A 24,600-nucleotide genomic window follows, 5' to 3' on the forward strand; every position below is an offset into this window, starting at 1 on the left:
CCCATGCCAAAACGTACAGACATAAAGAGCATCCTGATCCTCGGTGCCGGCCCCATCGTGATTGGCCAGGCCTGCGAATTCGACTACTCCGGCGCCCAGGCCTGCAAGGCCCTGCGCGAGGAGGGCTACCGCGTCATCCTGGTGAACTCCAACCCCGCGACCATCATGACCGACCCGGCGATGGCCGACGCGACCTACATCGAGCCGATCAAGTGGGCCACCGTGGCCAAGATCATCGAGAAGGAACGCCCCGACGCGCTGCTGCCGACCATGGGCGGCCAGACTGCTTTGAACTGCGCCCTGGACCTGGAGCGCCACGGCGTGCTGGAGAAGTTCGGCGTGGAGATGATCGGCGCCAATGCCGATACCATCGACAAGGCCGAGGACCGCTCGCGCTTCGACAAGGCGATGAAGGATATCGGCCTGGCCTGTCCGCGCTCGGGCATCGCCCACAGCATGGAGGAGGCCTACGGCGTGCTCGAGCAGGTCGGCTTCCCCTGCATCATCCGTCCGTCCTTCACCATGGGCGGCACCGGCGGCGGTATCGCCTACAACCGTGAAGAGTTCGAAGAGATCTGCGCCCGTGGCCTCGACCTGTCGCCGACCAACGAGCTGCTGATCGACGAGTCGCTGATCGGCTGGAAGGAATACGAGATGGAGGTGGTCCGCGACAAGAAGGACAACTGCATCATCGTCTGCTCCATCGAGAACTTCGACCCGATGGGCGTGCACACCGGTGACTCGATCACCGTGGCACCGGCGCAGACCCTGACCGACAAGGAATACCAGATCATGCGCAACGCCTCGCTGGCGGTATTGCGCGAGATCGGCGTGGAAACCGGCGGTTCCAACGTGCAGTTCGGCATCTGCCCGAACACCGGGCGCATGGTGGTGATCGAGATGAATCCGCGGGTTTCCCGCTCCTCGGCCCTGGCCTCCAAGGCCACCGGTTTCCCGATCGCCAAGATCGCCGCCAAGCTGGCGGTCGGCTACACCCTCGACGAACTGCAGAACGACATCACCGGCGGTCGCACCCCGGCGTCGTTCGAGCCGGCCATCGACTACGTGGTGACCAAGATCCCGCGCTTCGCCTTCGAGAAGTTCCCGAAAGCCGATGCCCGCCTGACCACCCAGATGAAGTCGGTCGGCGAAGTCATGGCCATCGGCCGGACCTTCCAGGAGTCGGTGCAGAAAGCCTTGCGCGGCCTGGAAGTCGGCGCCACCGGCTTCGATCCGAAGCTCGACCTGAACGACCCGGAGGCCGACAGCATCCTCAAGCGCGAGCTGACCGTGCCCAGCGCCGAGCGTGTCTGGTACGTCGCCGATGCCTTCCGCGCCGGCAAGAGCGTCGAGGAAGTGTTCGAGCTGACCCGCATCGACGAATGGTTCCTGGTGCAGATCGAGGACCTGGTCAAGGACGAGGAGAAGGTCAAGACCCTCGGCCTGTCCTCCATCGATCGCGAGCTGATGTACAAGCTCAAGCGCAAGGGCTTCTCCGACGCGCGCCTGGCCAAGCTGCTAGGCGTCACCGAGAAGAACCTGCGCAGCCATCGCCACAAGCTGAAGGTGCTGCCGGTCTACAAGCGTGTCGATACCTGCGCCGCCGAGTTCGCCACCGACACCGCCTACATGTATTCGACCTACGAGGAAGAGTGCGAGGCCAACCCGTCGAGCCGCGAGAAGATCATGATCCTCGGCGGCGGTCCGAACCGCATCGGCCAGGGCATCGAGTTCGACTACTGCTGCGTGCACGCGGCGCTGGCGATGCGCGAAGACGGCTACGAGACCATCATGGTCAACTGCAACCCGGAAACCGTCTCCACCGACTACGACACCTCCGACCGCCTGTACTTCGAGCCGGTGACCCTCGAGGACGTCCTTGAGATCGTCCGCGTCGAGCAGCCCAAGGGCGTGATCGTCCAGTACGGCGGCCAGACCCCGCTGAAGCTCTGCCGCGCCCTCGAAGAGGCCGGCGTGCCGATCATCGGCACCAGCCCGGACGCCATCGACCGTGCCGAAGACCGCGAGCGCTTCCAGCAGATGGTCCAGCGCCTGAACCTGCGCCAGCCGGCCAACGCCACCGCGCGCAGCGAAGACGAGGCCCTGGCCGCGTCCAAGGCCATCGGTTATCCGCTGGTGGTACGCCCGTCCTACGTGCTGGGCGGGCGGGCGATGGAAATCGTCTACCAGGAAGAAGAACTCAAGCGCTACATGCGCGAGGCGGTGCAGGTTTCCAACGACAGCCCGGTGCTGCTCGACCACTTCCTCAACTGCGCCATCGAAGTCGACATCGACGCGGTATGCGACGGCGAGATCGTGGTGATCGGCGCGATCATGCAGCATATCGAGCAGGCTGGCGTTCACTCCGGCGACTCCGCCTGTTCGCTGCCGCCGTACTCGCTGCCGCAGCACATCCAGGACGAGATCCGCGAGCAGGTCAAGAAAATGGCCCTGGAGCTTGGCGTGGTCGGCCTGATGAACGTGCAGATGGCGGTGCAAGGCGAGGATATCTTCGTCATCGAGGTCAACCCGCGCGCCTCGCGTACCGTGCCGTTCGTCTCCAAGTGCGTCGGCGAGTCGCTGGCCAAGGTCGCCGCCCGCGTCATGGCCGGCAAGACCCTGGCCGAGGTCGGCTTCACCCAGGAAATCATCCCGCCGTTCTTCAGCGTCAAGGAAGCGGTGTTCCCGTTCGCCAAGTTCCCCGGCGTCGATCCGATCCTCGGCCCGGAAATGAAGTCCACTGGTGAAGTGATGGGCGTCGGTGATAGCTTTGCCGAAGCCTTTGCCAAGGCTCAGTTGGGGGCCAGCGAGATCCTCCCGACCGCCGGTTGCGCCTTCATCAGTGTCCGCGAAGACGACAAGCCGTTCGCCGCCCAGGTGGCTGGCGACCTGGTCGCGCTGGGCTTCGAAGTGGTAGCCACCGCCGGTACCGCGCGTGTCATCGAGGCTGCGGGCCTGCCGGTGCGTCGCGTGAACAAGGTGACCGAAGGTCGCCCGCACGTGGTGGACATGATTAAGAACGACGAGGTCACCCTGATCATCAACACCACCGAGGGCCGGCAGTCCATCGCTGACTCCTACTCCATTCGTCGAAACGCCCTGCAGCACAAGATCTGCTGCACCACCACCATTGCGGGTGGGCAGGCGATCTGTGAGGCGCTCAAGTTCGGTCCCGAGAAGACCGTTCGGCGCCTGCAGGATCTCCACGCAGGAATCAAGGCATGAGCAAGTTCCCCATGACCGTCCAGGGCGCCCGCGCCCTGGAAGAAGAAGTGAAACACCTGAAGGGCGTGCTGCGCCCGCAGATCAGCCAGGCCATCGCCGAAGCGCGTGAACTGGGCGACCTCAAGGAAAACGCCGAGTACCATGCGGCGCGCGAACAGCAGGGCATGGTCGAGGCGCGTATCCGCGACATCGAGGCCAAGCTGTCCAACGCCCAGGTCATCGATGTCACCGCCATCCCGCACAGCGGCAAGGTGATCTTCGGCACCACCGTCGACATCGCCAACGTCGAGACCGACGAGACTGTGACCTACCAGATCGTCGGCGACGACGAGGCGGATATCAAGGGTGGCAAGATCTCGGTGAATTCGCCGATCGCCCGTGCGCTGATCGGCAAGACCGAAGGCGATGCCGTGCTGGTGAGAACCCCGGGCGGCGACGTCGAGTACGAGATCGTCGAGGTTCGCCATATCTAAGCGCGCCCCGTTGCGCGCAGGCGCGATCAGTTGGCTGCTGGCCCAGACGTTCTGGGTCGGCGGCCTCTGGTTGCTGCAGTTCGTGGTCCTGCCTGCATTGGCCAAGACCGGACTGGCGCCGCTGCTGGTGGAAACCGTAGCCGCGGCGTTGACGCCGCTGCTGATCGGCTTCGCCGGATTCTGTGCGGTGCTGCAGGCGCTGGTGTTGGTGTCGAGCCACGGGCCGAGGAGCCTTTGGCGAGACCTTCGCGGTCAGTTGTTGCTCGCCGTCGCGCTGCTCTGCCTGGTGTATTTCCTGGTGCGTGGGCTGGCGCCCGAGGCGGTGCGCTGGCTGCTGTTCAACTACCTGGCGGTGGCGATGTGTGGCCTGCTGCTGGTGTTGCAGCCGGTACCGGGGCGGGACGAGGAAGGCGTCTGAACCAGGCCGGGATGTTTCCCGACCTTGGTTGGATGGGGCATCAGATGCCGGCGAAACGGCTGATGTTCGAGAGATTCTTGTTCGGCTTCGGGTTCTTCCGATAGACCAGCGCCATCTTGCCGATGCTTTGCACCAGGTCGCTGCGTGACTGCGCGCAGAGTTCGTCGAGCAGGGCGCGGCGATCGTCGCGCTCGGCCAGCGCCAGTTTCACCTTGATCAGTTCGTGATCGTTGAGTGCGCGCTCGAGTTCGGCGAGAACGCCTTCGGTCAAGCCGTTCTCGGCTACGATCAATACCGGTTTCAGGTGGTGACCGATAGATTTGAACTGTTTCTTCTGCTCTTGAGTGAGCGCCATAATCAGACCCCTGGGAAAAAGTCGTCTATTTTACCCCAGTTTTAGTCCAAGTGATGCTGCCCCCGCCGACCGGGGGTGCCCGAAGAGGTATTCCGTGGCCCGCTCCAAAACCAGCCAGCGTTGGCTGAAAGAACATTTCGACGATCCCTACGTGAAGATGGCCCAGCGCGATGGCTATCGCTCGCGTGCCAGCTACAAGCTGCTGGAGATCCAGGAGAAGGACCGCATCCTGCGTCCGGGCATGACCGTGGTCGACCTGGGCGCCGCGCCGGGCGGGTGGTCGCAGGTCACCAGCCGGGTGATCGGCGACCGTGGCCGGCTGATCGCTTCGGACATCCTCGAGATGGACAGCATCCCCGACGTCACCTTCATCCAGGGCGACTTCACCGAGGACGCGGTGTTCGCGCGGATCCTCGAGGCGATCGGCGATCATCCGGTAGACCTTGTGATTTCCGATATGGCCCCCAATATGAGTGGAGTGCGGGCCGCCGACCAGCCGCGCGCCATGTATCTCTGCGAACTGGCGCTGGACCTGGCCGGCCGTGTGCTGCGACCGGGCGGCGATTTCCTGATCAAGATCTTCCAGGGCGAAGGTTTCGACCAGTACCACAAGCAGGCCCGGGAAATGTTCGACAAGGTACAGATGCGCAAGCCCCTGTCGTCGCGTGATCGTTCGCGGGAACAGTATCTGCTCGCACGCGGCTTTCGCGGGGAATAGACTGGAATGATTGACCCTATAGCCTGTCTATTGGTCGATGACCTGTTGTGCCGGGACGGGCGAGGGTTCATAAAGGGTTACAGACAACGCCTGCGTGCGCGGGCGCTTGTGTAGTACTTTTGGCCGGAAGGAGTCTGGCCGTCGTGTGAAGCGGTTTCCAGGACGGAGCCGGCTTCAGAGGGTAGTCAATTGAACGACATGGCAAAGAATCTGATTCTGTGGCTGATCATCGCGGCGGTACTGGTGACCGTGATGAACAATTTCTCGAGCCCGAGCGAGCCACAGACGCTGAACTACTCGGACTTCATCCAGCAGGTCAAGGATGGCAAGGTCGAGCGAGTGACCGTGGATGGCTATGTCATCACCGGCAAGCGTAGCGACGGCGATACCTTCAAGACCATCCGCCCGGCGATCCAGGACAACGGCCTGATCGGCGACCTGGTCAACAACAACGTCGTGGTCGAGGGCAAGCAGCCCGAACAGCAGAGCATCTGGACCCAGTTGCTGGTCGCCAGCTTCCCGATCCTGGTGATCATCGCCGTGTTCATGTTCTTCATGCGCCAGATGCAGGGCGGCGGCGGCGGTCGCGGCGGCCCGATGAGCTTCGGCAAGAGCAAGGCGCGCCTGCTGTCCGAGGACCAGGTCAAGACCACCTTCGCTGACGTCGCCGGCTGCGACGAGGCCAAGGAGGAGGTCAGCGAGCTGGTCGAGTTCCTTCGCGATCCGGGCAAGTTCCAGCGCCTGGGCGGCCGTATCCCGCGTGGCGTGCTGATGGTCGGCCCGCCCGGCACCGGCAAGACCCTGCTGGCCAAGGCCATTGCCGGCGAAGCCAAGGTGCCGTTCTTCACCATTTCCGGTTCCGACTTCGTCGAGATGTTCGTCGGCGTGGGCGCCTCCCGTGTCCGCGACATGTTCGACCAGGCCAAGAAGCACGCGCCGTGCATCATCTTCATCGACGAGATCGACGCCGTCGGCCGCCATCGCGGCGCCGGCCTGGGCGGCGGTCACGACGAGCGCGAGCAGACCCTCAACCAGTTGCTGGTGGAGATGGATGGCTTCGAGATGAACGATGGCATCATCGTCATCGCTGCCACCAACCGTCCGGACGTTCTGGACCCGGCGCTGCTGCGTCCGGGCCGCTTCGACCGCCAGGTGGTGGTCGGCTTGCCGGATATCCGCGGGCGCGAACAGATCCTCAAGGTGCACATGCGCAAGGTGCCGCTGGGCGACCATGTCGATCCTGCCGTCATCGCCCGCGGTACGCCCGGTTTCTCCGGCGCCGACCTGGCCAACCTGGTCAACGAGGCCTCGCTGTTCGCCGCGCGCTCCAACAAGCGCATCGTCGACATGCGCGAGTTCGAGCTGGCCAAGGACAAGATCATGATGGGCGCCGAGCGCAAGACCATGGTCATGTCCGAGAAGGAGAAGCGCAACACCGCCTACCACGAGGCCGGCCACGCCATCGTCGGTCGCCTGGTGCCGGAGCATGACCCGGTCTACAAGGTGTCCATCATTCCGCGCGGACGTGCCCTGGGCGTGACCATGTTCCTCCCCGAGGAAGATCGCTACAGCCTGTCCAAGCGCGCGCTGGAAAGCCAGATCTGCTCGCTGTTCGGCGGCCGTATCGCGGAAGAGATGACCCTCGGCTTCGAAGGCGTCACCACTGGCGCTTCCAACGACATCATGCGTGCTACCCAGTTGGCGCGGAACATGGTGACCAAGTGGGGTCTGTCCGAGAAGCTCGGCCCGCTGATGTACGCGGAGGAGGAGGGCGAGGTGTTCCTCGGCCGTAGCGCCGGCAGCCAGCACGCCAATGTGTCGGGCGAGACCGCCAAGATGATCGACCAGGAAGTCCGGCGCATCATCGACGACTGCTACGGTACCGCCAAGCGACTGCTCGACGAGAACCGCGACAAGCTGGAGATGATGGCCGACGCACTGATGAAGTACGAGACCATCGACTCCGACCAGATCGACGACATCATGGCCGGTCGCGTGCCGCGCGAGCCGCGTGACTGGCAGGGTGGTTCGGGTACCGGCACCCCGCCGGCCAACCTGGAAGAGTCGGGCCGCCGCGAGAACACCCCTCCCATCGGTGGGCCGGCCGGCGAGCACTGAGAGCCCTGAATGAGCAATCCGCAATACCCGACCCGACTGCCTTGCGGCAGTCGGGTTCTTGATTTGGCCCGCCCACATGTCATGGGCATCCTCAATGTCACCCCCGATTCCTTTTCCGACGGCGGCCGTTACGACCGGCTGGACGATGCCCTGCGGCATGCCGAGCGCATGGTGCTGGAAGGCGCAACGCTCATCGACGTCGGCGGCGAGTCGACCCGTCCCGGTGCGCGCAGCGTTTCTCCGACGGAGGAGCTGGAGCGGGTCGCTCCGGTAGTCGAACGCATCGCCCGCGAGCTGGACGTCGTGATTTCGGTGGATACCTCCACGCCTGCGGTCATGCGCGAAACTGCGCGTCTCGGAGCGGGTCTGATCAACGACGTCCGTTCGCTGCAGCGCGACGGTGCGCTGGATGCTGCGGTGGATAGCGGCCTGGCGGTCTGTCTCATGCACATGCGCGGAGAACCGCAGACCATGCAGGATGCGCCTGCCTACCAGGATGTGGTGGCGGAAGTCGGCGCGTTCCTGCAGGAGCGTGTGGATGCCTGCGTGGCGGCCGGAATCGACCGCGAGCGGCTGTTACTGGATCCGGGTTTCGGTTTTGCCAAGACACTGGAGCACAACCTGGTGCTGTTCAGGCATCTGCAGGCGCTCCATGGCCTGGGCCTGCCGTTGTTGGTCGGCGTTTCGCGCAAGAGCATGATCGGCAAGGTACTGGGGCGGGAGGTGGACGAACGCCTCTACGGCAGTCTCGCGCTGGCGGCCCTGGCGCTGGCCAAGGGCGCACGGATAATTCGAGTGCATGACGTGGCGGCGACCGTCGACGTGATGCGAATGATCTCCGCCGTTGAAATGGCGGATTGAGCACGGAAGACAAAAGATGAGCAGAAAATACTTCGGGACTGACGGTATCCGTGGTCGTGTTGGCGAGTTTCCGATTACTCCGGACTTCGTTCTCAAGCTGGGCTGGGCGGTGGGCATGGCCTTCCGCCGGCAGGGCAACTGCCGGGTCCTGATCGGCAAGGACACGCGCAGCTCGGGTTACATGTTCGAGTCGGCCTTCGAGGCCGGGCTCTCCGCTTCCGGCGCCGATACCCTGTTGCTGGGACCGATGCCTACCCCCGGCATCGCCTACCTGACGCGGACTTTCCACGCCGAGGCCGGGGTGGTGATCAGCGCTTCGCACAATCCCCACGACGACAACGGCATCAAGTTCTTCTCCGGGCAGGGGACCAAGCTGCCGGACGACGTCGAGCTGATGATCGAGGAACTGCTCGATGCGCCGATGACCGTGGTGGAGTCCGCCCGTCTCGGCAAGGTTTCGCGGATCAATGACGCGGCGGGGCGCTACATCGAATTCTGCAAGAGCAGCGTGCCGACCAGCACCGACTTCAACGGTCTCAAGGTCGTGCTCGACTGCGCCAACGGCGCTACCTACAAGATCGCTCCCAGCGTCTTCCGGGAACTGGGCGCGGAAGTGACGGTGCTGGCGGCCAGCCCGAATGGCCTGAACATCAACGACAAGTGCGGCTCCACTCACCTGGATGGCCTGCAGGCTGCGGTGGTCGAGCACCATGCCGACCTCGGCATCGCCTTCGACGGCGACGGCGACCGGGTGATGATGGTCGACCATACCGGTGCGGTCGTGGATGGCGACGAACTACTGTTCCTCATCGCGCGCGACCTGCAGGAAAGCGGGCGGCTGCAAGGTGGTGTGGTCGGCACCCTGATGAGCAACCTCGGCCTGGAGCTGGCTTTGCAGGAACTGCATATCCCGTTCGTGCGGGCGAAGGTCGGCGATCGCTATGTGATGGCCGAACTGCTGGCTCGGAACTGGATGCTGGGAGGGGAGAATTCGGGGCATATCGTCTGCTGCCAGAACACCACGACGGGCGATGCCATCATCGCGGCGCTACAGGTGCTGATGGCGCTCAAGCATCGCGGCCAGACCCTGGCCGAGGCGCGCCAGGGGATTCGCAAGTGCCCCCAGGTGCTGATCAATGTGCGCTTCAAGGGCGAAAACGATCCGCTCGAGCACCCCTCGGTGAAGGAGGCCAGCGTCCGCGTCACCGAGCAAATGGGCGGGCGCGGTCGTGTCCTGCTGCGCAAATCCGGCACAGAGCCGTTGGTCCGGGTGATGGTCGAGGGCGACGAGGAAGCTAGCGTTCGTGCCCACGCCGAACAGCTGGCAAAAATTGTTTCTGAGGTATGTGCTTGATTTTACTTGCCAGTCTGGAAACTGTTGAGTAACATCTGCGCCCACTTTGCCCCGCGAGGTACAGCATGCGTCGACCCTTGGTGGCCGGTAACTGGAAAATGCACGGTACGCATTCCAGTGTGGCCGAGTTGATCAAAGGCTTGCGTCAGCTGGCGTTGCCGAGCGGAGTCGATGTAGCTGTGATGCCGCCTTGCTTGTTCATCAGCCAGGTCATCCAGGGCCTGGCCGGCAAGGCGATCGATGTAGGTGCGCAGAACAGCGCCGTCGAGCCGATGCAAGGCGCGCTGACCGGTGAGACTGCTCCCAGTCAGTTGGCGGATGTCGGTTGTAGCATGGTCCTTGTGGGCCACTCGGAGCGTCGCCTGATTCTCGGCGAGAGTGACGAGGTTGTGAGTCGCAAGTTTGCCGCGGCTCAGTCGTGCGGCCTGGTGCCGGTGCTGTGTGTCGGGGAGACCCGGGCGGAGCGCGAGGCAGGCAAGACGCTGGAGGTTGTCGCTAGGCAGCTGGGTAGCGTGATCGACGAGTTGGGTGTTGGAGCTTTTGCTCGCGCAGTCGTGGCTTACGAGCCGGTCTGGGCGATCGGGACCGGGTTGACCGCGTCCCCCGCGCAAGCTCAGGAAGTGCACGCGGCGATCCGCGCGCAACTGGCAGCGGAAAATGCCGAGGTCGCAAAAGGTGTGCGACTCCTTTACGGCGGCAGTGTAAAGGCGGCAAGTGCAGCCGAGTTGTTCGGCATGCCGGATATCGATGGGGGGCTGGTAGGTGGAGCCTCCCTCAATGCGGATGAGTTCGGCGCGATCTGTCGTGCCGCGGGAAGCTGAAGATGCTGGAAAAGGTCGTAATTGTCGTGCATCTGCTGATGGCATTGGGTCTTGTTGGCCTGATCCTCGTTCAGCATGGCAAGGGTGCGGATGCAGGGGCTTCTTTCGGTGCAGGTGCTTCGGCAACTGTTTTCGGAAGCCAAGGTTCCGCTACCTTTTTGAGTCGGATTACTGGTATACTGGCAGCGGTTTTTTTCTTGACCAGCCTTGGCTTAGCGTACTTCGCTAAAGAAAAGTCTGATGCTCTGCAACACATCGGACTGCCGGATCCGGCAGTTCTGGAGCAGAAGCAAGAGAAAGCACCGGCCGCTGACGATGTGCCGGTTCTTCAGGAGCAGTCCAAGCCTGCGGAAAGTGCAGGCGATGTACCGGCGGCTCCTGAACAGAAGTAAGAGAAAGGTTTCTGCCGAGGTGGTGGAATTGGTAGACACGCTACCTTGAGGTGGTAGTGGCCATAGGCTGTAGGGGTTCGAGTCCCCTCCTCGGTACCATATAAGCAAGCCCCGTCCTGCGGGGTTTGTCTCCGCAAGGTTCGGTTGACCCATCAGGGTCTCGGTCGTATAATCTTGCACCAGCTTTGACGCGGGGTGGAGCAGTCTGGTAGCTCGTCGGGCTCATAACCCGAAGGTCGTTGGTTCAAATCCAGCCCCCGCAACCAGTTTTTCAGGGCCCCTTTTTAGGGGCTTTTTGTTAGCTGGACAGTCCATGCCACGGTTCCGAGTGGCAATTTAGGGATGGGCGTTTCGCCCATTTTTTGTTTCTACGACATACGCGAGGCGATCAGGTGTCGAGCAAGCTAGAACAGTTGCAGGCCTTGCTGGCCCCTGTGGTCGAGGCGCTCGGCTATGAGTGCTGGGGCGTCGAGTTCATTTCCCAGGGTCGTCATTCGGTGTTGCGCGTCTATATCGACCGCCCCGAAGGCATCCTCATCGATGACTGTGAAGCCGTCAGTCGGCAGGTCAGCGGTATTCTCGACGTCGAAGACCCGATCAGCGGCGAGTACACCCTGGAGGTGTCCTCTCCGGGCATGGATCGGCCGCTGTTCACCCTCGAACAGTTCGCCAAGCATGCCGGCGAGCAAGTGAAGATCAGGCTACGTTCGCCCTATGAGGGGCGGCGTAACTACCAAGGCATTCTCCGTGGTGTGGAGGAGCAGGATGTGGTGGTCCTGGTGGACGATCACGAGTACCTGCTGCCGATCGATTCGATCGACAAGGCCAACATCATTCCCCGTTTTGATTGAGACGCGAATCCGCGGATCCAATGGATTGAAAGGCGAGGCGTACAATGAGCAAAGAAGTACTGCTGGTTGTTGAGTCGGTATCCAACGAAAAGGGCGTACCGGCCGGCGTGATTTTCGAGGCGCTGGAGCTGGCTCTGGCGACCGCCACCAAGAAACGTTTCGAGGACGAGGTCGACCTGCGCGTCGAGATCAATCGTCATAACGGCAGCTACGAGACTTTCCGTCGTTGGCACGTCGTCGCCGACGAGGACTACCAGGACCCCGCCACCGAGATCACCGTCGAGGACGTCCAGGAGCAGAAGCCGGGCGCGAAGGTCGGCGAGGTCATCGAAGAAAAGATCGAATCCATCGAGTTCGGCCGCATCGCTGCGCAGACTGCCAAGCAGGTCATCGTGCAAAAGGTCCGCGAGGCCGAGCGCGCCCAGGTGGTCGATGCCTACCGCGAGAAGGTCGGCGAGATCATTTCCGGTACCGTGAAGAAGGTCACCCGCGACAACGTCATCGTCGATCTCGGCAACAACGCCGAGGCGCTGCTGGCCCGCGACCAGATCATTCCGCGCGAGACCTTCCGCGTTGGCACCCGCGTGCGCGCCCTGCTGAAGGAGATCCGTACCGAGAACCGCGGTCCTCAGCTGGTCCTGTCGCGTACCGCGCCGGAAATGCTGATCGAGCTGTTCCGCATCGAAGTACCGGAAATCGCCGAGCAGTTGATCGACGTGATGGCCGCCGCCCGTGACCCGGGCTCGCGCGCCAAGATCGCCGTTCGTTCCAAGGACAAGCGCATCGACCCGCAGGGCGCCTGCATCGGCATGCGCGGTTCGCGCGTCCAGGCGGTATCCGGCGAGATCGGTGGAGAACGGGTGGACATCGTCCTGTGGGACGACAACCCGGCGCAATTCGTGATCAACGCCATGGCTCCGGCCGAGGTGGCGGCGATCATCGTCGACGAGGATACCCATACCATGGATATCGCCGTCGCCGAGGACAATCTGGCGCAGGCTATCGGCCGCAGTGGCCAGAACGTCCGTCTGGCCAGCCAGTTGACCGGCTGGACCCTGAATGTGATGACCGAGGCGGATATCCAGGCCAAGCAACAGGCCGAGACCGGGGATATCCTGCAGCGCTTCGTCGACGAGCTGGATGTCGACGAGGAACTGGCCCAGGTACTGGTGGAAGAGGGCTTCACGACTCTTGAGGAAATCGCCTACGTACCGATGGAAGAGATGCTCAGCATCGATGGCTTCGACGAAGACATCGTCAACGAGCTGCGCTCCCGTGCCAAGGATCGCCTGCTGACCAAGGCCATTGCGACCGAAGAGAAGCTCGCCGACGCACAACCGGCAGAAGACCTGCTCAGCCTCGATGGCATGAGCAAGGAGCTGGCCCTGGACCTGGCGCTGCGTGGCGTAACCACCCGTGAAGATCTGGCCGAGCAATCGATCGACGATCTGCTCGACATCGACGGCATGGACGAAGAGCGTGCCGGCAAGTTGATCATGGCCGCCCGGGCCCATTGGTTCGAGTAAGCAGTCGCGGCCTGAGGAGAGAAGTGCATGACGCAAGTCACGGTGAAAGAACTGGCCCAGGTGGTCGACACACCGGTGGAGCGCCTGCTGCTGCAGATGCGTGACGCAGGTCTGCCGCACACCAGTGCCGAACAAGTTGTAACGGATAGCGAGAAACAAGCCCTGCTGACCCACCTGAAAGGCAGCCATGGCGATCGCGCCAGCGAGCCGCGCAAGATCACCCTGCAACGCAAGACCACTACCACGCTGAAAGTGGGTGGCAGCAAGACGGTGAGCGTCGAAGTTCGCAAGAAGAAAACCTATGTCAAGCGCAGCCCCGACGAGATCGAGGCCGAGCGCCAGCGCGAACTCGAGGAGCAGCGCGCGGCGGAAGAGGCGGAGCGTCTGAAGGCCGAAGAGGCCGCTGCCCGCCAGCGTGCCGAAGAGGAAGCGCGCAAGGCCGAGGAAGCTGCGCGTGCCAAGGCTGCCCAGGAAGCAGCGGCTACTGCCGGTGCCGAGCCTGCCGTGGTGGCGGATGTCGCGGTTGCCGAACCGGTGGCCAAGCCTGCCGCCGTGGAAGAGCGCAAGAAGGAAGAGCCGCGCCGCGTGCCCAAGCGTGACGAGGACGATGACCGCCGCGACCGCAAGCACACCCAGCACCGTCCCTCGGTCAAGGAGAAGGAAAAGGTTCCTGCTCCGCGCGTGGCTCCACGCAGCACCGACGAGGAAAGCGATGGTTACCGTCGCGGCGGTCGTGGTGGCAAGTCGAAGCTGAAGAAGCGCAACCAGCACGGGTTCCAGAACCCGACAGGACCGATCGTGCGTGAAGTGAACATCGGTGAGACCATCACCGTAGCCGAGTTGGCCGCCCAGATGTCGGTCAAGGGCGCCGAAGTCGTCAAGTTCATGTTCAAGATGGGCTCCCCGGTGACCATCAACCAGGTCCTGGACCAGGAGACCGCCCAACTGGTCGCCGAAGAGCTGGGCCACAAGGTCAAGCTGGTCAGCGAGAACGCGCTGGAAGAACAACTGGCCGAGTCCCTGAAGTTCGAGGGCGAGGCGGTCACCCGCGCGCCGGTCGTCACCGTCATGGGCCACGTCGACCACGGCAAGACCTCGCTGCTCGACTACATCCGTCGCGCCAAGGTCGCCGCGGGCGAGGCCGGCGGCATCACCCAGCATATCGGTGCCTACCACGTCGAAACCGAGCGTGGCATGGTGACCTTCCTGGATACCCCCGGCCACGCCGCGTTCACCGCGATGCGTGCCCGTGGCGCCCAGGCGACCGACATCGTGATCCTGGTGGTCGCGGCCGACGACGGCGTCATGCCGCAGACCCAGGAAGCCGTGCAGCACGCGAAAGCGGCGGGCGTGCCGATCGTGGTCGCGGTGAACAAGATCGACAAGCCCGAGGCCAACCCGGACAACATCAAGAACGGCCTGGCCGCTCTCGACGTGATCCCGGAAGAGTGGGGCGGCGACGCTCCCTTCGTCCCGGTTTCGGCGAAGCTCGGTACTGGCGTCGATGAACTGCTCGAAGCGGTCCTGCTGCAGGCGGAAGTGCTCGAACTGAAAGCCACTCCGTCGGCCCCGGGCCGTGGCGTGGTGGTCGAGTCGCGCCTGGACAAGGGACGCGGCCCGGTGGCCACCGTGCTGGTCCAGGACGGTACCCTGCGCCAGGGCGACATGGTGCTGGTTGGCATCAACTACGGTCGTGTCCGCGCCATGCTCGACGAGAACGGCAAGCCGATCAAGGAAGCCGGCCCGTCGATCCCGGTCGAGATCCTCGGCCTGGACGGTACGCCGGATGCCGGTGACGAGATGACCGTGGTCGCCGACGAGAAGAAGGCCCGCGAAGTCGCCCTGTTCCGTCAAGGCAAGTTCCGTGAGGTGAAACTGGCGCGTGCCCATGCCGGCAAGCTGGAAAACATCTTCGAGAACATGGGCCAGGAAGAGAAGAAGACCCTGAACATCGTCCTCAAGGCCGATGTGCGCGGTTCGCTCGAGGCTCTGCAAGGCTCGCTCAGCGGCCTGGGCAACGACGAAGTGCAGGTCCGCGTGGTCGGTGGCGGCGTCGGTGGCATCACCGAGTCCGACGCCAACCTGGCGCTGGCTTCCAACGCGGTGCTGTTCGGCTTCAACGTGCGTGCCGACGCCGGCGCGCGCAAGATCGTCGAAGCCGAAGGTCTGGATATGCGTTACTACAACGTGATCTACGACATCATCGAGGACGTCAAGAAGGCCCTGACCGGCATGCTCGGCAGCGATCTGCGGGAGAACATCCTGGGCATCGCCGAGGTGCGCGACGTGTTCCGCTCGCCGAAGTTCGGCGCGATCGCCGGCTGCATGGTCACCGAGGGCATGGTGCACCGCAACCGTCCGATCCGCGTACTGCGCGACGACGTGGTCATCTTCGAAGGCGAGCTGGAGTCTCTCCGTCGCTTCAAGGACGACGTCGCCGAAGTGCGTGCCGGCATGGAGTGCGGCATCGGCGTGAAGAGCTACAACGACGTCAAGGTCGGCGACAAGATCGAAGTGTTCGAGAAGGTCGAAGTCGCACGCAGCCTTTGATGGCGAGTGCGTAACCACAGCGCCCGGGCCGGCTTCCAGCTGTCCCGGGCGTTTGTCGCTTTTTTTTCCAGTGGCCGGGTGTCGCTGGAGGCAGGTTGAAAAATGGCAAAAGACTACAGCCGTACCCAGCGTATCGGCGATCAGATGCAACGCGAACTGGCTCAACTGATCCAGCGCGAGATCAAGGACCCGCGCCTGGGCCTGGTCACCATCACCGGTGTCGAGGTCAGCCGCGACGTGGCGCACGCCAAGGTGTTCATCACCGTCATGGGCCAGGACGATGCCGGCAAGATCGCCCTGAACATGGAAATCCTCAACGACGCCGCCGGCTACCTGCGCATGTTGCTGGGCAAGTCGATGAAGCTGCGCAGCGTGCCGCAACTGCATTTCCACTACGACGAAAGCATCCGCCGCGGCGCCGAGCTGTCCGCGCTGATCGAACGTGCGGTGGCCGAAGACGGCCGCCGCCACGGCGACGAGACCGAGGACTGAGCGTGGCCCAGGTGAAGCGTATCCGCCGCTCCATCAGCGGCATCCTGGTGCTCGACAAGCCGCGCGGCATGAGTTCCAACCAGGCACTGCAGAAAGTCCGCTGGCTGCTCAATGCCGAGAAGGCCGGCCACACCGGCAGCCTCGACCCGCTGGCCACCGGGGTGCTGCCGCTGTGCTTCGGCGAGGCGACCAAGTTCTCCCAATATCTTCTCGATGCCGACAAGGGTTACGAGACGGTGATGCGCATGGGCATCACCACCACCACCGGCGACGCCGAGGGCGAACTGCTCGCCGAGCGGGACGTGACCGTCGGTCGGGACGATCTCGAACAGGCCCTGCCGCGCTTCCGTGGCGACATAGAGCAGGTGCCGCCGATGTACTCGGCGCTGAAGAAAGACGGACAGCCGCTGTACAAGCTCGCCCGTGCAGGAGAGGTAGTGGAGCGCGAGGCGCGTTCTGTTACTATTACGCGCCTGGATTTGCTCTCCTTCGAGCCGCCCTGTGCGACCCTGGCCGTTTCCTGCAGCAAAGGCACCTACGTGCGTACGCTGGTGGAAGATCTCGGCCAGGTCCTGGGCTGCGGCGCGCACGTCGCAGCACTGCGGCGGACCCAGGCCGGGCCGTTCGCCCTGGCCCAGGCGATCACCCTCGAGACGCTCGAACGCGTGCATGCCGAAGGTGGTCCGGAAGCGCTGGACCAATTCCTGATGCCGGAAGACAGCGGCCTGTTGCATTGGCCGGTGTTGCAGTTGTCCGAGCACAGTGCGTACTACTGGCTGCACGGGCAGCCGGTGCGGGCCCCGGAAGCGCCGAAGTTCGGCTGGTTGCGGGTGCAGGATCACACAGGTCGTTTCATCGGTATCGGTGAAGTGACCGACGACGGGCGTATCGCCCCGCGTCGACTGATTCGGTCATAAGACCGATACGAGGGTGGCTGTCAGCAGGCACGGTCATTCCTCCTTTTAAAACACGGGAAGCGATTCCCGGCCTGTTCACTCAGAGGAAGCCCATCATGGCACTGAGCGTTGAAGAAAAAGCGCAGATCGTTAACGAATACAAGCAAGCTGAAGGCGACACCGGTTCCCCGGAAGTGCAGGTAGCCCTGCTGTCCGCCAACATCAACAAGCTGCAGGATCACTTCAAGGCCAACGGCAAGGATCACCATTCCCGCCGTGGTCTGATCCGTATGGTTAACCAGCGCCGTAAGCTGCTGGACTACCTGAAGGGCAAAGACGTGTCTCGCTACACTGCCCTGATCGGCCGTCTGGGTCTGCGTCGCTAAGCGACGCCGGTCGGCAGCTTGAAGCAAGAAGCTGGAAGTCTGGCGTCGATACCCGCACACGAGGCGGGTATCGGCGTCGGGCTTCCAGCTTCGCGCTTTCTAGGAATCGATTCGGGTCCGACTCCCGGCATTCCACCGATTTCCCCCAAGGCAACATAGAAGGTAAAGACACCGTGAACCCGGTAACCAAGCAATTCCAGTTCGGTCAGTCGACCGTCACTCTCGAGACCGGCCGTATCGCTCGCCAGGCCACCGGCGCCGTACTGGTCACCATGGACGACGTCAGCGTGCTGGTCACCGTGGTCGGCGCCAAGTCGCCGGCCGAAGGCCGCGACTTCTTCCCGCTGTCCGTGCACTACCAGGAAAAGACCTACGCCGCAGGCCGTATCCCCGGCGGTTTCTTCAAGCGTGAAGGACGTCCTTCCGAGAAGGAAACCCTGACCTCGCGCCTGATCGACCGTCCGATCCGTCCGCTGTTCCCCGAAGGTTTCATGAATGAAGTGCAGGTCGTCTGCACCGTCGTTTCCACCAACAAGAAGTCCGATCCGGACATCGCCGCGATGATCGGTACCTCCGCCGCCCTGGCGATCTCCGGCATTCCGTTCGCCGGCCCGATCGGCGCCGCCCGCGTCGGTTTCCATCCGGAAATCGGCTACATCCTCAACCCCACCTACGAGCAACTGCAGAGTTCCAGCCTCGACATGGTCGTGGCCGGTACCGAAGACGCCGTGCTGATGGTGGAGTCCGAGGCCGACGAACTGACCGAAGACCAGATGCTCGGTGCCGTGCTGTTCGCCCACGACGAGTTCCAGGCGGTGATCCGTGCCGTCAAGGAGCTGGCCGCCGAAGCTGGCAAGCCGGCCTGGGACTGGAAAGCCCCGGCGGAAAACACCGTGCTGGTCAACGCCATCAAGGCAGAGCTGGGCGAAGCGATCTCCCAGGCCTATACCATCACCATCAAGCAGGACCGCTACAACCGTCTGGGCGAGCTGCGCGACCAGGCCGTGGCCCTGTTCGCCGGCGAGGAAGAGGGCAAGTTCCCGGCTTCCGAGGTCAAGGACGTATTCGGCCTGCTGGAATACCGCACCGTTCGCGAGAACATCGTCAACGGCAAGCCGCGTATCGACGGTCGTGACACCCGTACCGTGCGTCCGCTGCGCATCGAAGTCGGCGTGCTCGGCAAGACCCACGGTTCCGCGCTGTTCACCCGTGGCGAAACCCAGGCCCTGGTCGTCGCGACCCTCGGCACCGCGCGCGATGCCCAGTTGCTGGATACCCTGGAAGGCGAGCGCAAGGACGCCTTCATGCTGCACTACAACTTCCCGCCCTTCTCGGTAGGCGAGTGCGGCCGCATGGGCAGCCCGGGTCGTCGTGAAATCGGCCATGGCCGTCTGGCCCGTCGTGGCGTCGCTGCCATGCTGCCGACCCAGGACGAGTTCCCCTACACCATTCGCGTGGTTTCCGAGATCACCGAGTCCAACGGTTCCAGCTCGATGGCCTCCGTGTGCGGCGCCTCCCTGGCGCTGATGGATGCCGGTGTGCCGGTCAAGGCGCCGGTCGCCGGTATCGCCATGGGCCTGGTCAAGGAAGGCGAGAAGTTCGCCGTCCTGACCGACATCCTCGGTGATGAAGACCACCTGGGCGACATGGACTTCAAGGTTGCCGGTACCGACAAGGGCGTCACCGCCCTGCAGATGGACATCAAGATCAACGGTATCACCGAAGAGATCATGGAGATCGCCCTGGGCCAGGCCCTGGAAGCTCGCCTGAACATCCTCGGCCAGATGAACCAGGTCATCGCCAAGCCGCGCGCCGAGCTGTCCGAGAACGCCCCGACCATGCTGCAGATGAAGATCGACTCGGACAAGATCCGCGACGTCATCGGCAAGGGCGGCGCGACCATCCGCGGTATCTGCGAAGAGACCAAGGCCTCGATCGACATCGAGGACGATGGCAGCGTGAAGATCTACGGCGAAACCAAGGAAGCCGCCGAGGCCGCCAAGCTGCGCGTCCTGGCGATCACCGCGGAAGCCGAGATCGGCAAGATCTACGTCGGCAAGGTGGAGCGCATCGTCGACTTCGGTGCCTTCGTCAACATCCTGCCGGGCAAGGACGGCCTGGTGCACATCTCGCAGATCAGCGACAAGCGCATCGACAAGGTCACCGACGTGCTGCAGGAAGGCCAGGAAGTGAAGGTCCTGGTGCTCGACGTGGACAACCGTGGCCGCATCAAGCTGTCGATCAAGGACGTGGCTGCCGCCGAAGCTTCCGGCGTGTAAGTCGAGTCGTGATCGATGAAAACAGGGCCCTCGGGCCCTGTTTTCGTTTCCGCGACACGCTTCTCGGCGAAGGGGGCGAATCCTTGCATTTTGCAAGCCCTGTCATCGCCAATTCGGCATTCTGCAACCGTCTCGCTTCCAGCTTATTTTTTAACTTATTGTTTTTAAAGGATTTTATTTTAGAGGAAAACTGGCACAGCGCTTGCGATATCTACTATGCAACTGACGCCAGGAATGGCTGCAGTTTTTCGAAATCCATAGGAGAAACCGCAATGAAATTCAGCAAACTCGCTATTGCCGCTGCTACTGCCACTGCTCTGAGCTTCTCGATGGCCAATGCGTTCGCTGCCCAGCCCATCAGCCTGGCGGCCAACGACACTATGCAGAAAACCGAAGAAGCGGTTTCCGATACCTGGATCACCAGCAAGGTGAAATCCAGCCTGATCGCCAACAAGAATGTCAGTGGCGTCGATATCAAGGTCGAGACCAACAAAGGTGTGGTTTCCCTTTCCGGCAACGTGAAGAGCGATGCCGAGCGTGACCTGGCGATCGAGACCGCCAAGGGCATCAAGGGCGTGAAAGCCGTTTCCGCCGATGGCCTGAAATCGGTCGAGTAAGCGCCCGGGCCGAACGACCCCTTTTCCCTCGTCACCAGGAGGAAGACCGATGAATTCCGATGTGATCAAAGGTAAGTGGAAGCAACTCACCGGCAAGATCAAGGAGCGTTGGGGCGATCTGACCGACGACGATCTCCAGGCTGCCGACGGACATGCCGAATACCTGGTCGGCAAGCTGCAGGAACGCTATGGCTGGTCCAAGGAAAGGGCTGAACAGGAAGTTCGCGACTTCAGCGACCGCCTGTGAACAGGTAGAAAGAAGCCCCGCCGGGATTGCCCGGCGGGGCTTTTTCATGGGCGCTGGATTCAGTCGCCGCGCCGGCTCTGGATGGCGCTGAGGCGGTTGCCCTCGAAACGGACGAAATACAGCATGCCGTTCCATGGGCCATAGATCCATTCCTGGACCTCGACCTCGTAGCGCTTGCCCCATTCCCCGACGACCTCGCGATAACCCAGGCTGTCGCGGCTGCGTGGCTCGCCGCAGCGCGCAAGAACGTCGGCGCTGCTGTTGCCGGTGCTGACCAGGCGGCTGCCGCAACGCAGCGAATCAGCCTGCGCATGTGCCAATGGCAGCAGGGACAGCAGCGCCACCAGGCCGGTACGCGGAAGCGAGCGATTCAACGCTTGAACTCGATGCGTTTCAGCTTGTTGGCTTCGAAGGTCAGGATGTAGGTCACGCCGTTGCGCGGGCCGTACACCCACTCCTCGACCTTGAATTCCCGGCGATCGTAGCTGCCCAGGGTATAGCCGACGTCGTCGCGGTGATCCGGATCGCCGCACTTTTGCTGTACTTCGAAGGCCCGGTCGCCGACGCTGACCAGCGCGCTGCCGCAACGCATGGTGTCGGCCTGCGCGCTAGCGCAGGCGAGGGGGAGCAGAGGGGCCGCGAGGGCGGCGAATCGCTTGTGCAAGGTATCACTCGCTATCCAGGTGCAATTGGGTGTCGACATTACCCTTGTCTTCGCCTTCGGCGAAACTGACGTCGATCAAGTAGATGCGATCGTCCGGCAACTGGCCTTTCTCCACCAGGTAATCCTTGATCCGGGTGGCCCGGGCCTGGCCAATCTGGCGCAGCAGCACCTGGCTCTTGGCCCAGGAAGCGATCACCGCTTCGCGCATCTTCGCGGTGCGTTCGTCGCTGTCCAGTTCCTTCCACTCGGCCGGTGGCTGCTGCTTCAGGCGGGTCCGGTAGATGCCTTCGAGCAGCGGTGCCTGCATGTTCTCCGGTACCTCGAGTTGCTTGGCGTCGCTCGGTACCTTGTCGCCGCGACGCTGGAGCATGCGGTAGTAGGTGTTCTGGTATTCCAGTTCGAGACGCTTGGCGCCGATCGAGGGACCGTCAGCCGCGGCGGAGGCCACGCCTTCCACTTCCAGGCGCAGCGCCGGCCGCTCCTTGAGCGCATCGGCGAGCTTGTCGAGGTTGGCCTGGGCTTCTGGCGTCAGCTCGTCGCTGCCCGCGGCGAAGGGTACCGTGCCGAGATCCTCGTTACCGCCGGCGGCGAGGCCGGCGATGAACTTGAACGGCGCCTGCACGGCGCGCAGGACCAGGTTGCGCAGGGTCTGCCAGACGATCGGCATGACGCTGAACTCCGGGTTGTTCAGATCACCGGCCACCGGCAACTGGATATCGATGTTGCCCTTGGTGTCCTTGAGCAGGGCTACCGCCAGCTTCACCGGCAGGTCCACGGCATCCGGGCTGTCGACCTTCTCGCCGAGTTGCAGGCCTTCCAGCAGGACCTTGTTTTCCGCCTTCAGTTGGCTGCGTTCGATCTGGTAGTGCAGGTCCAGGTTGAGTCGCCCCTTGCGGATGCGGTAGCCGGCGAACTTGCCGGAATAGGGCGTCAGGGTGGTCAACTCGACGCGCTTGAAGCTGGTGGTGATGTCGAGCTTCTTCAGCGGGTCGAATGGGTCCAGTTCGCCGGCGATGGTCACCGGTGCGTACTTGTCGACCTTGCCCTTGATGTCCACCTTGGCCGGCTGCGAGTTGCGCGTGTCGAGGGTGCCGACTTCGCCGCTGAGCTGCTGGATGGCGGTACCGAACGGCGGCATCAGGGTCAGGTCGGCGAAGTTCGCCGAGCCGTTGTTGATCCGTACGCCGCCGATGTGGATGCCCAGCGGCTTGCTCGCCGGCGCGTTCTTGCTTTCGGCGGCGGCCTTGCCGGACGAACTAGCCGGTTGCGGGATGATCAGCTCGCTGACGTTGGTGCTGCGATCTTCGTTGATGATGAAGCGGGCGTAGGGCTCCTCGAAGGACACGCTCTGGATCGACAGGCTGTCCTCGTGTCGGTAGGCGAGGCCGTTGAGGGTCAGCTTGGTCCATTTGACGAAGTCGCGGTCCTTGATGGTATCCAAGGTATGCAACTGGCTGACTTCGGCGCTGCCGTCGACGCTGAAGGCCAGCGGCTCGACGCTCTTCAGGTCGACCGCCAGCTCGCTGCCAAGGAAGCCGCTGCGCAGTTCCAGGCGGATGAACGGCGAGATGTAGGCCTGGGCCACGCGCAGGTCGATGTCGCGGGTACTGACCTTGAGCCTGGCGCTGACCGGATCGAGCACCACCTGGCCGCTGGCCTGGACCTGGCCGCGGTTGCCGAGGCCGGTCTTGAGCTTGAGGTCGAAGGGGGTCTTGCCGAGGCTGTCGACGTTCTGCAGGTCGAGGTCCAGCGGGCCGACTTCCAGCGGGACCTCGGTGGCCGGCTGGCGATCCACCAGGTGCGCCTTGTAGCCGCGCAGCTGGGCGTCGCGCAGGACGATGTGCCAGGGCTTGGCGGGCGTCTCCGCGGCGGCTTTCGTACTTTCCGGCGGAGGCGTCTTTGCAGTGCCGGCGAGCTGTTGCGGCTTGTCGTTGGCCGCCTTGTCGATCTCCGCAGTCTTGGCCGTTTCCTGCCCGGTTGCCTTGCCGGTCTTCGGAGCTTCGCTCGTCTCTTGCTTGGCTACTTTATCGGCAGCGCCGCCTTCCGCGGCCTTGGCGGACTCTTTGTCGTCCGTTGCCCTTTCCGTCTTGGCGACGCTGGCGTCCTTCTCCGCAGGCCTGTCCTTGCCCGCGTCGCCCGAGGCTATCGCGGCTGCCTTGGCGGCACCGTCGGTTGCCGGTTCGCGGGTGGTCTGCGCCGCGTCGGCCGGGGCAGCGGCGGGATCGGTGTTTTCCGCCGGCTTGGGCGCAGGCGCCTTGCGTGGCGGCGGAGTGAAGTCGGCGAACAGTTTCTGCCAGTCGAGCTGGCCGTCCTTCTCGCGCGCGGCCCAGGCTTCCAGGCCCTGGCTACGGACTTCGCCGAGCACCACTTCCTGCTTGGCCAGGTCCAGGGTGGTAGCGGCCACGTCGAGGCTGGCGAGCTTGGCCAGCGGCTTGCCCTGGGGCGAATTGATGCTGAAGTCGGCGAGTTTCAGCGCGGCCTTGTCGAGCAGCAGCTGGGTGTCCTTGGACAGGTCCAGGCGATAGTCGCTGGAGAGGCTGACCACGCCGTTCTCCAGCACCAGCGGGGCATTGTCGCGGACATAGGGCCACCAGGCCTTGAGCTGGATATCCTTGACGCTCAGGTGGCCCCTGGACGTGATCGGCACCAGGGTCAGGTCGCCTTCCCAGTCGAGGCGGCCGCCGTTCGGGCCGGTGGCGACCAGGGTCATCTTCGCGCCGTCGTCGGGCAGGGTGCTGAGGTTGTGCAGCTCGAAGCCCAGCGGATCGAAGCTGAAGTCCACCGGCTCGCTCGGTCGCAGGTCCTGGAAGTGCAGGCTGCCCTCGGCCAGTTGGATGCGGTCGATGCGCAGCGGGAACGGATCGCTCGGCTGTTCAGGCTCGGGCGATTCGCTCGGCGGGATCCTGAACAGGCTGGCCAGGTTGAGCTGGCCCTTCTCGTCGAACAGCAGTTCGGTATGCGGACCTTCCAGCTCGACGTCGGCCAGGTGCAGCTGGCGTTTCCACAGGCTGTCCAGCTGCAGGTTGGCGTACAGCCGGCGGAAGGCGAGCTGGGGGTTCTTCTCGTCGCCCAGGCGCAGACCCCAGAGGGTCAATTCCAGGCTGAAGGGGTTGAATTCGATACGTTCGAGACGTGCGGGGACGGTGGCGTATTGCGCCAGTTGCTGGTTGGCGACGCGCAGCCCGATGCCGGGTATGAGCAGGAAGCCCAGCAGGCAATAGACGAGGAAGGTGATCAGCAGGGCGCTGACAGCGCGTTTCAGTCCTTTGGGCATGGCTCTCTTTCGTTTTCCGTTCTAAGCGGTGCGTTGGAGTATGGCACGGCCTCAAGGTTCCGACCGTGATTCGCGCCGTTTCA

At 63.4% G+C, this 24,600-nt stretch carries 22 protein-coding genes and 2 tRNA genes; 20 read left to right on the forward strand and 4 right to left on the reverse strand.

What is annotated here, in order from left to right; genetic code table 11:
* The first annotated feature begins 3 nt into the window (after positions 1-3).
* From carB to AC4OR5_RS21585, 3 genes are read left to right on the forward strand one after another with little or no spacing between them, the layout of a single operon-like run.
* Complete coding sequence (gene carB / locus AC4OR5_RS21575) at positions 4-3,225, forward strand: carbamoyl-phosphate synthase large subunit (protein ID WP_003095207.1); 3,222 nt, start codon at positions 4-6, stop codon at positions 3,223-3,225.
* A complete protein-coding gene (gene greA / locus AC4OR5_RS21580; RefSeq protein ID WP_003095206.1) occupies positions 3,222-3,698 on the forward strand; it encodes a transcription elongation factor GreA in 477 nt (158 codons plus the stop codon). Before carB ends, greA begins: the two co-directional genes overlap by 4 nt.
* 10 nt (positions 3,699-3,708) lie before the next feature.
* A complete protein-coding gene (locus tag AC4OR5_RS21585; RefSeq protein ID WP_003109321.1) occupies positions 3,709-4,116 on the forward strand; it encodes a DUF4149 domain-containing protein in 408 nt (135 codons plus the stop codon).
* Positions 4,117-4,156: 40 nt separating this feature from the next.
* Here AC4OR5_RS21585 and yhbY read toward each other — a convergent pair whose 3' ends face one another.
* Positions 4,157-4,471 carry a ribosome assembly RNA-binding protein YhbY gene (gene yhbY, locus AC4OR5_RS21590; RefSeq protein WP_003095204.1) on the reverse strand — a complete coding sequence of 105 codons (315 nt, stop codon included), beginning with the start codon at positions 4,469-4,471 and terminating at the stop codon, positions 4,157-4,159.
* A 94-nt stretch (positions 4,472-4,565) separates the two neighbouring features.
* Between yhbY and rlmE the strand changes: the two genes are divergently transcribed.
* The 17 genes from rlmE (at position 4,566) to AC4OR5_RS21675 (ending at position 20,579) form a co-directional block, all read left to right on the forward strand.
* Positions 4,566-5,189 (forward strand): 23S rRNA (uridine(2552)-2'-O)-methyltransferase RlmE, encoded by a 624-nt coding sequence (rlmE, locus tag AC4OR5_RS21595; RefSeq protein ID WP_003095202.1) that lies wholly within the window; start codon positions 4,566-4,568, stop codon positions 5,187-5,189.
* Between the two features lie 198 nt (positions 5,190-5,387).
* On the forward strand, positions 5,388-7,307 hold the full coding sequence (ftsH, locus tag AC4OR5_RS21600; RefSeq protein ID WP_003095200.1) for an ATP-dependent zinc metalloprotease FtsH: 1,920 nt from the start codon (positions 5,388-5,390) through the stop codon (positions 7,305-7,307).
* A gap of 9 nt (positions 7,308-7,316) precedes the next feature.
* Positions 7,317-8,168: a dihydropteroate synthase gene (gene folP / locus AC4OR5_RS21605; protein ID WP_003113907.1), complete on the forward strand. Its 852-nt coding sequence runs from the start codon at positions 7,317-7,319 to the stop codon at positions 8,166-8,168.
* A 16-nt stretch (positions 8,169-8,184) separates the two neighbouring features.
* A complete protein-coding gene (glmM, locus tag AC4OR5_RS21610) occupies positions 8,185-9,522 on the forward strand; it encodes a phosphoglucosamine mutase (protein ID WP_003095196.1) in 1,338 nt (445 codons plus the stop codon).
* Between the two features lie 65 nt (positions 9,523-9,587).
* The gene (gene tpiA / locus AC4OR5_RS21615) at positions 9,588-10,343 is read left to right on the forward strand and encodes a triose-phosphate isomerase (protein WP_003100513.1); all 756 of its coding nucleotides are present in this window, start codon (positions 9,588-9,590) and stop codon (positions 10,341-10,343) included.
* 2 nt (positions 10,344-10,345) lie between these two features.
* Entirely contained in the window at positions 10,346-10,735 is a 390-nt protein-coding gene (secG, locus tag AC4OR5_RS21620; protein WP_003095194.1) for a preprotein translocase subunit SecG, read from the forward strand.
* 13 nt (positions 10,736-10,748) lie between these two features.
* Positions 10,749-10,834: transfer RNA gene (locus tag AC4OR5_RS21625), tRNA-Leu, on the forward strand.
* Between the two features lie 90 nt (positions 10,835-10,924).
* Positions 10,925-11,001, forward strand: a tRNA-Met gene (locus tag AC4OR5_RS21630).
* Positions 11,002-11,127: 126 nt separating this feature from the next.
* Positions 11,128-11,586: a ribosome maturation factor RimP gene (gene rimP / locus AC4OR5_RS21635; protein ID WP_003095193.1), complete on the forward strand. Its 459-nt coding sequence runs from the start codon at positions 11,128-11,130 to the stop codon at positions 11,584-11,586.
* A gap of 44 nt (positions 11,587-11,630) precedes the next feature.
* Positions 11,631-13,112: a transcription termination factor NusA gene (gene nusA, locus AC4OR5_RS21640; RefSeq protein WP_003095192.1), complete on the forward strand. Its 1,482-nt coding sequence runs from the start codon at positions 11,631-11,633 to the stop codon at positions 13,110-13,112.
* Positions 13,113-13,139: 27 nt separating this feature from the next.
* On the forward strand, positions 13,140-15,662 hold the full coding sequence (gene infB / locus AC4OR5_RS21645; RefSeq protein ID WP_003113908.1) for a translation initiation factor IF-2: 2,523 nt from the start codon (positions 13,140-13,142) through the stop codon (positions 15,660-15,662).
* A 102-nt stretch (positions 15,663-15,764) separates the two neighbouring features.
* Positions 15,765-16,154, forward strand: a complete 390-nt coding sequence (gene rbfA, locus AC4OR5_RS21650) for a 30S ribosome-binding factor RbfA (protein WP_003095188.1) — start codon at positions 15,765-15,767, stop codon at positions 16,152-16,154.
* Positions 16,155-16,156: 2 nt separating this feature from the next.
* The gene (gene truB / locus AC4OR5_RS21655) at positions 16,157-17,071 is read left to right on the forward strand and encodes a tRNA pseudouridine(55) synthase TruB (protein ID WP_003100522.1); all 915 of its coding nucleotides are present in this window, start codon (positions 16,157-16,159) and stop codon (positions 17,069-17,071) included.
* 95 nt (positions 17,072-17,166) lie between these two features.
* Entirely contained in the window at positions 17,167-17,436 is a 270-nt protein-coding gene (rpsO, locus tag AC4OR5_RS21660; RefSeq protein ID WP_003095184.1) for a 30S ribosomal protein S15, read from the forward strand.
* A 173-nt stretch (positions 17,437-17,609) separates the two neighbouring features.
* Entirely contained in the window at positions 17,610-19,715 is a 2,106-nt protein-coding gene (gene pnp, locus AC4OR5_RS21665) for a polyribonucleotide nucleotidyltransferase (protein ID WP_003095181.1), read from the forward strand.
* A 272-nt stretch (positions 19,716-19,987) separates the two neighbouring features.
* Positions 19,988-20,332 carry a BON domain-containing protein gene (locus tag AC4OR5_RS21670; RefSeq protein WP_003095177.1) on the forward strand — a complete coding sequence of 115 codons (345 nt, stop codon included), beginning with the start codon at positions 19,988-19,990 and terminating at the stop codon, positions 20,330-20,332.
* Between the two features lie 49 nt (positions 20,333-20,381).
* Complete coding sequence (locus tag AC4OR5_RS21675; protein WP_003095174.1) at positions 20,382-20,579, forward strand: CsbD family protein; 198 nt, start codon at positions 20,382-20,384, stop codon at positions 20,577-20,579.
* A gap of 59 nt (positions 20,580-20,638) precedes the next feature.
* On the opposite strand, the gene AC4OR5_RS21680 is transcribed toward AC4OR5_RS21675, so the two are convergent.
* From AC4OR5_RS21680 to AC4OR5_RS21690, 3 genes are read right to left on the reverse strand one after another with little or no spacing between them, the layout of a single operon-like run.
* Positions 20,639-20,953, reverse strand: a complete 315-nt coding sequence (locus tag AC4OR5_RS21680) for a DUF2845 domain-containing protein (RefSeq protein WP_058160327.1) — start codon at positions 20,951-20,953, stop codon at positions 20,639-20,641.
* On the reverse strand, positions 20,950-21,243 hold the full coding sequence (locus AC4OR5_RS21685; protein WP_079992427.1) for a DUF2845 domain-containing protein: 294 nt from the start codon (positions 21,241-21,243) through the stop codon (positions 20,950-20,952). Before AC4OR5_RS21685 ends, AC4OR5_RS21680 begins: the two co-directional genes overlap by 4 nt.
* Positions 21,244-21,247: 4 nt before the next feature.
* Positions 21,248-24,517 (reverse strand): DUF748 domain-containing protein, encoded by a 3,270-nt coding sequence (locus AC4OR5_RS21690; protein ID WP_058160326.1) that lies wholly within the window; start codon positions 24,515-24,517, stop codon positions 21,248-21,250.
* Positions 24,518-24,600 lie beyond the last annotated feature (83 nt).

This window comes from Pseudomonas sp. YA1 (assembly GCF_058680555.1).

Coding starts and splice junctions, on each gene's coding strand:
- carB (WP_003095207.1), top strand. CDS start 4: ATGCCAAAACGTACAGACATAAAGAGCATCCTGATCCTCGGTGCCGGC.
- greA (WP_003095206.1), top strand. CDS start 3,222: ATGAGCAAGTTCCCCATGACCGTCCAGGGCGCCCGCGCCCTGGAAGAA.
- yhbY (WP_003095204.1), bottom strand. CDS start 4,471: ATGGCGCTCACTCAAGAGCAGAAGAAACAGTTCAAATCTATCGGTCAC.
- ftsH (WP_003095200.1), top strand. CDS start 5,388: ATGGCAAAGAATCTGATTCTGTGGCTGATCATCGCGGCGGTACTGGTG.
- folP (WP_003113907.1), top strand. CDS start 7,317: ATGAGCAATCCGCAATACCCGACCCGACTGCCTTGCGGCAGTCGGGTT.
- glmM (WP_003095196.1), top strand. CDS start 8,185: ATGAGCAGAAAATACTTCGGGACTGACGGTATCCGTGGTCGTGTTGGC.
- tpiA (WP_003100513.1), top strand. CDS start 9,588: ATGCGTCGACCCTTGGTGGCCGGTAACTGGAAAATGCACGGTACGCAT.
- secG (WP_003095194.1), top strand. CDS start 10,346: ATGCTGGAAAAGGTCGTAATTGTCGTGCATCTGCTGATGGCATTGGGT.
- nusA (WP_003095192.1), top strand. CDS start 11,631: ATGAGCAAAGAAGTACTGCTGGTTGTTGAGTCGGTATCCAACGAAAAG.
- infB (WP_003113908.1), top strand. CDS start 13,140: ATGACGCAAGTCACGGTGAAAGAACTGGCCCAGGTGGTCGACACACCG.
- rbfA (WP_003095188.1), top strand. CDS start 15,765: ATGGCAAAAGACTACAGCCGTACCCAGCGTATCGGCGATCAGATGCAA.
- rpsO (WP_003095184.1), top strand. CDS start 17,167: ATGGCACTGAGCGTTGAAGAAAAAGCGCAGATCGTTAACGAATACAAG.
- AC4OR5_RS21670 (WP_003095177.1), top strand. CDS start 19,988: ATGAAATTCAGCAAACTCGCTATTGCCGCTGCTACTGCCACTGCTCTG.
- AC4OR5_RS21675 (WP_003095174.1), top strand. CDS start 20,382: ATGAATTCCGATGTGATCAAAGGTAAGTGGAAGCAACTCACCGGCAAG.
- AC4OR5_RS21690 (WP_058160326.1), bottom strand. CDS start 24,517: ATGCCCAAAGGACTGAAACGCGCTGTCAGCGCCCTGCTGATCACCTTC.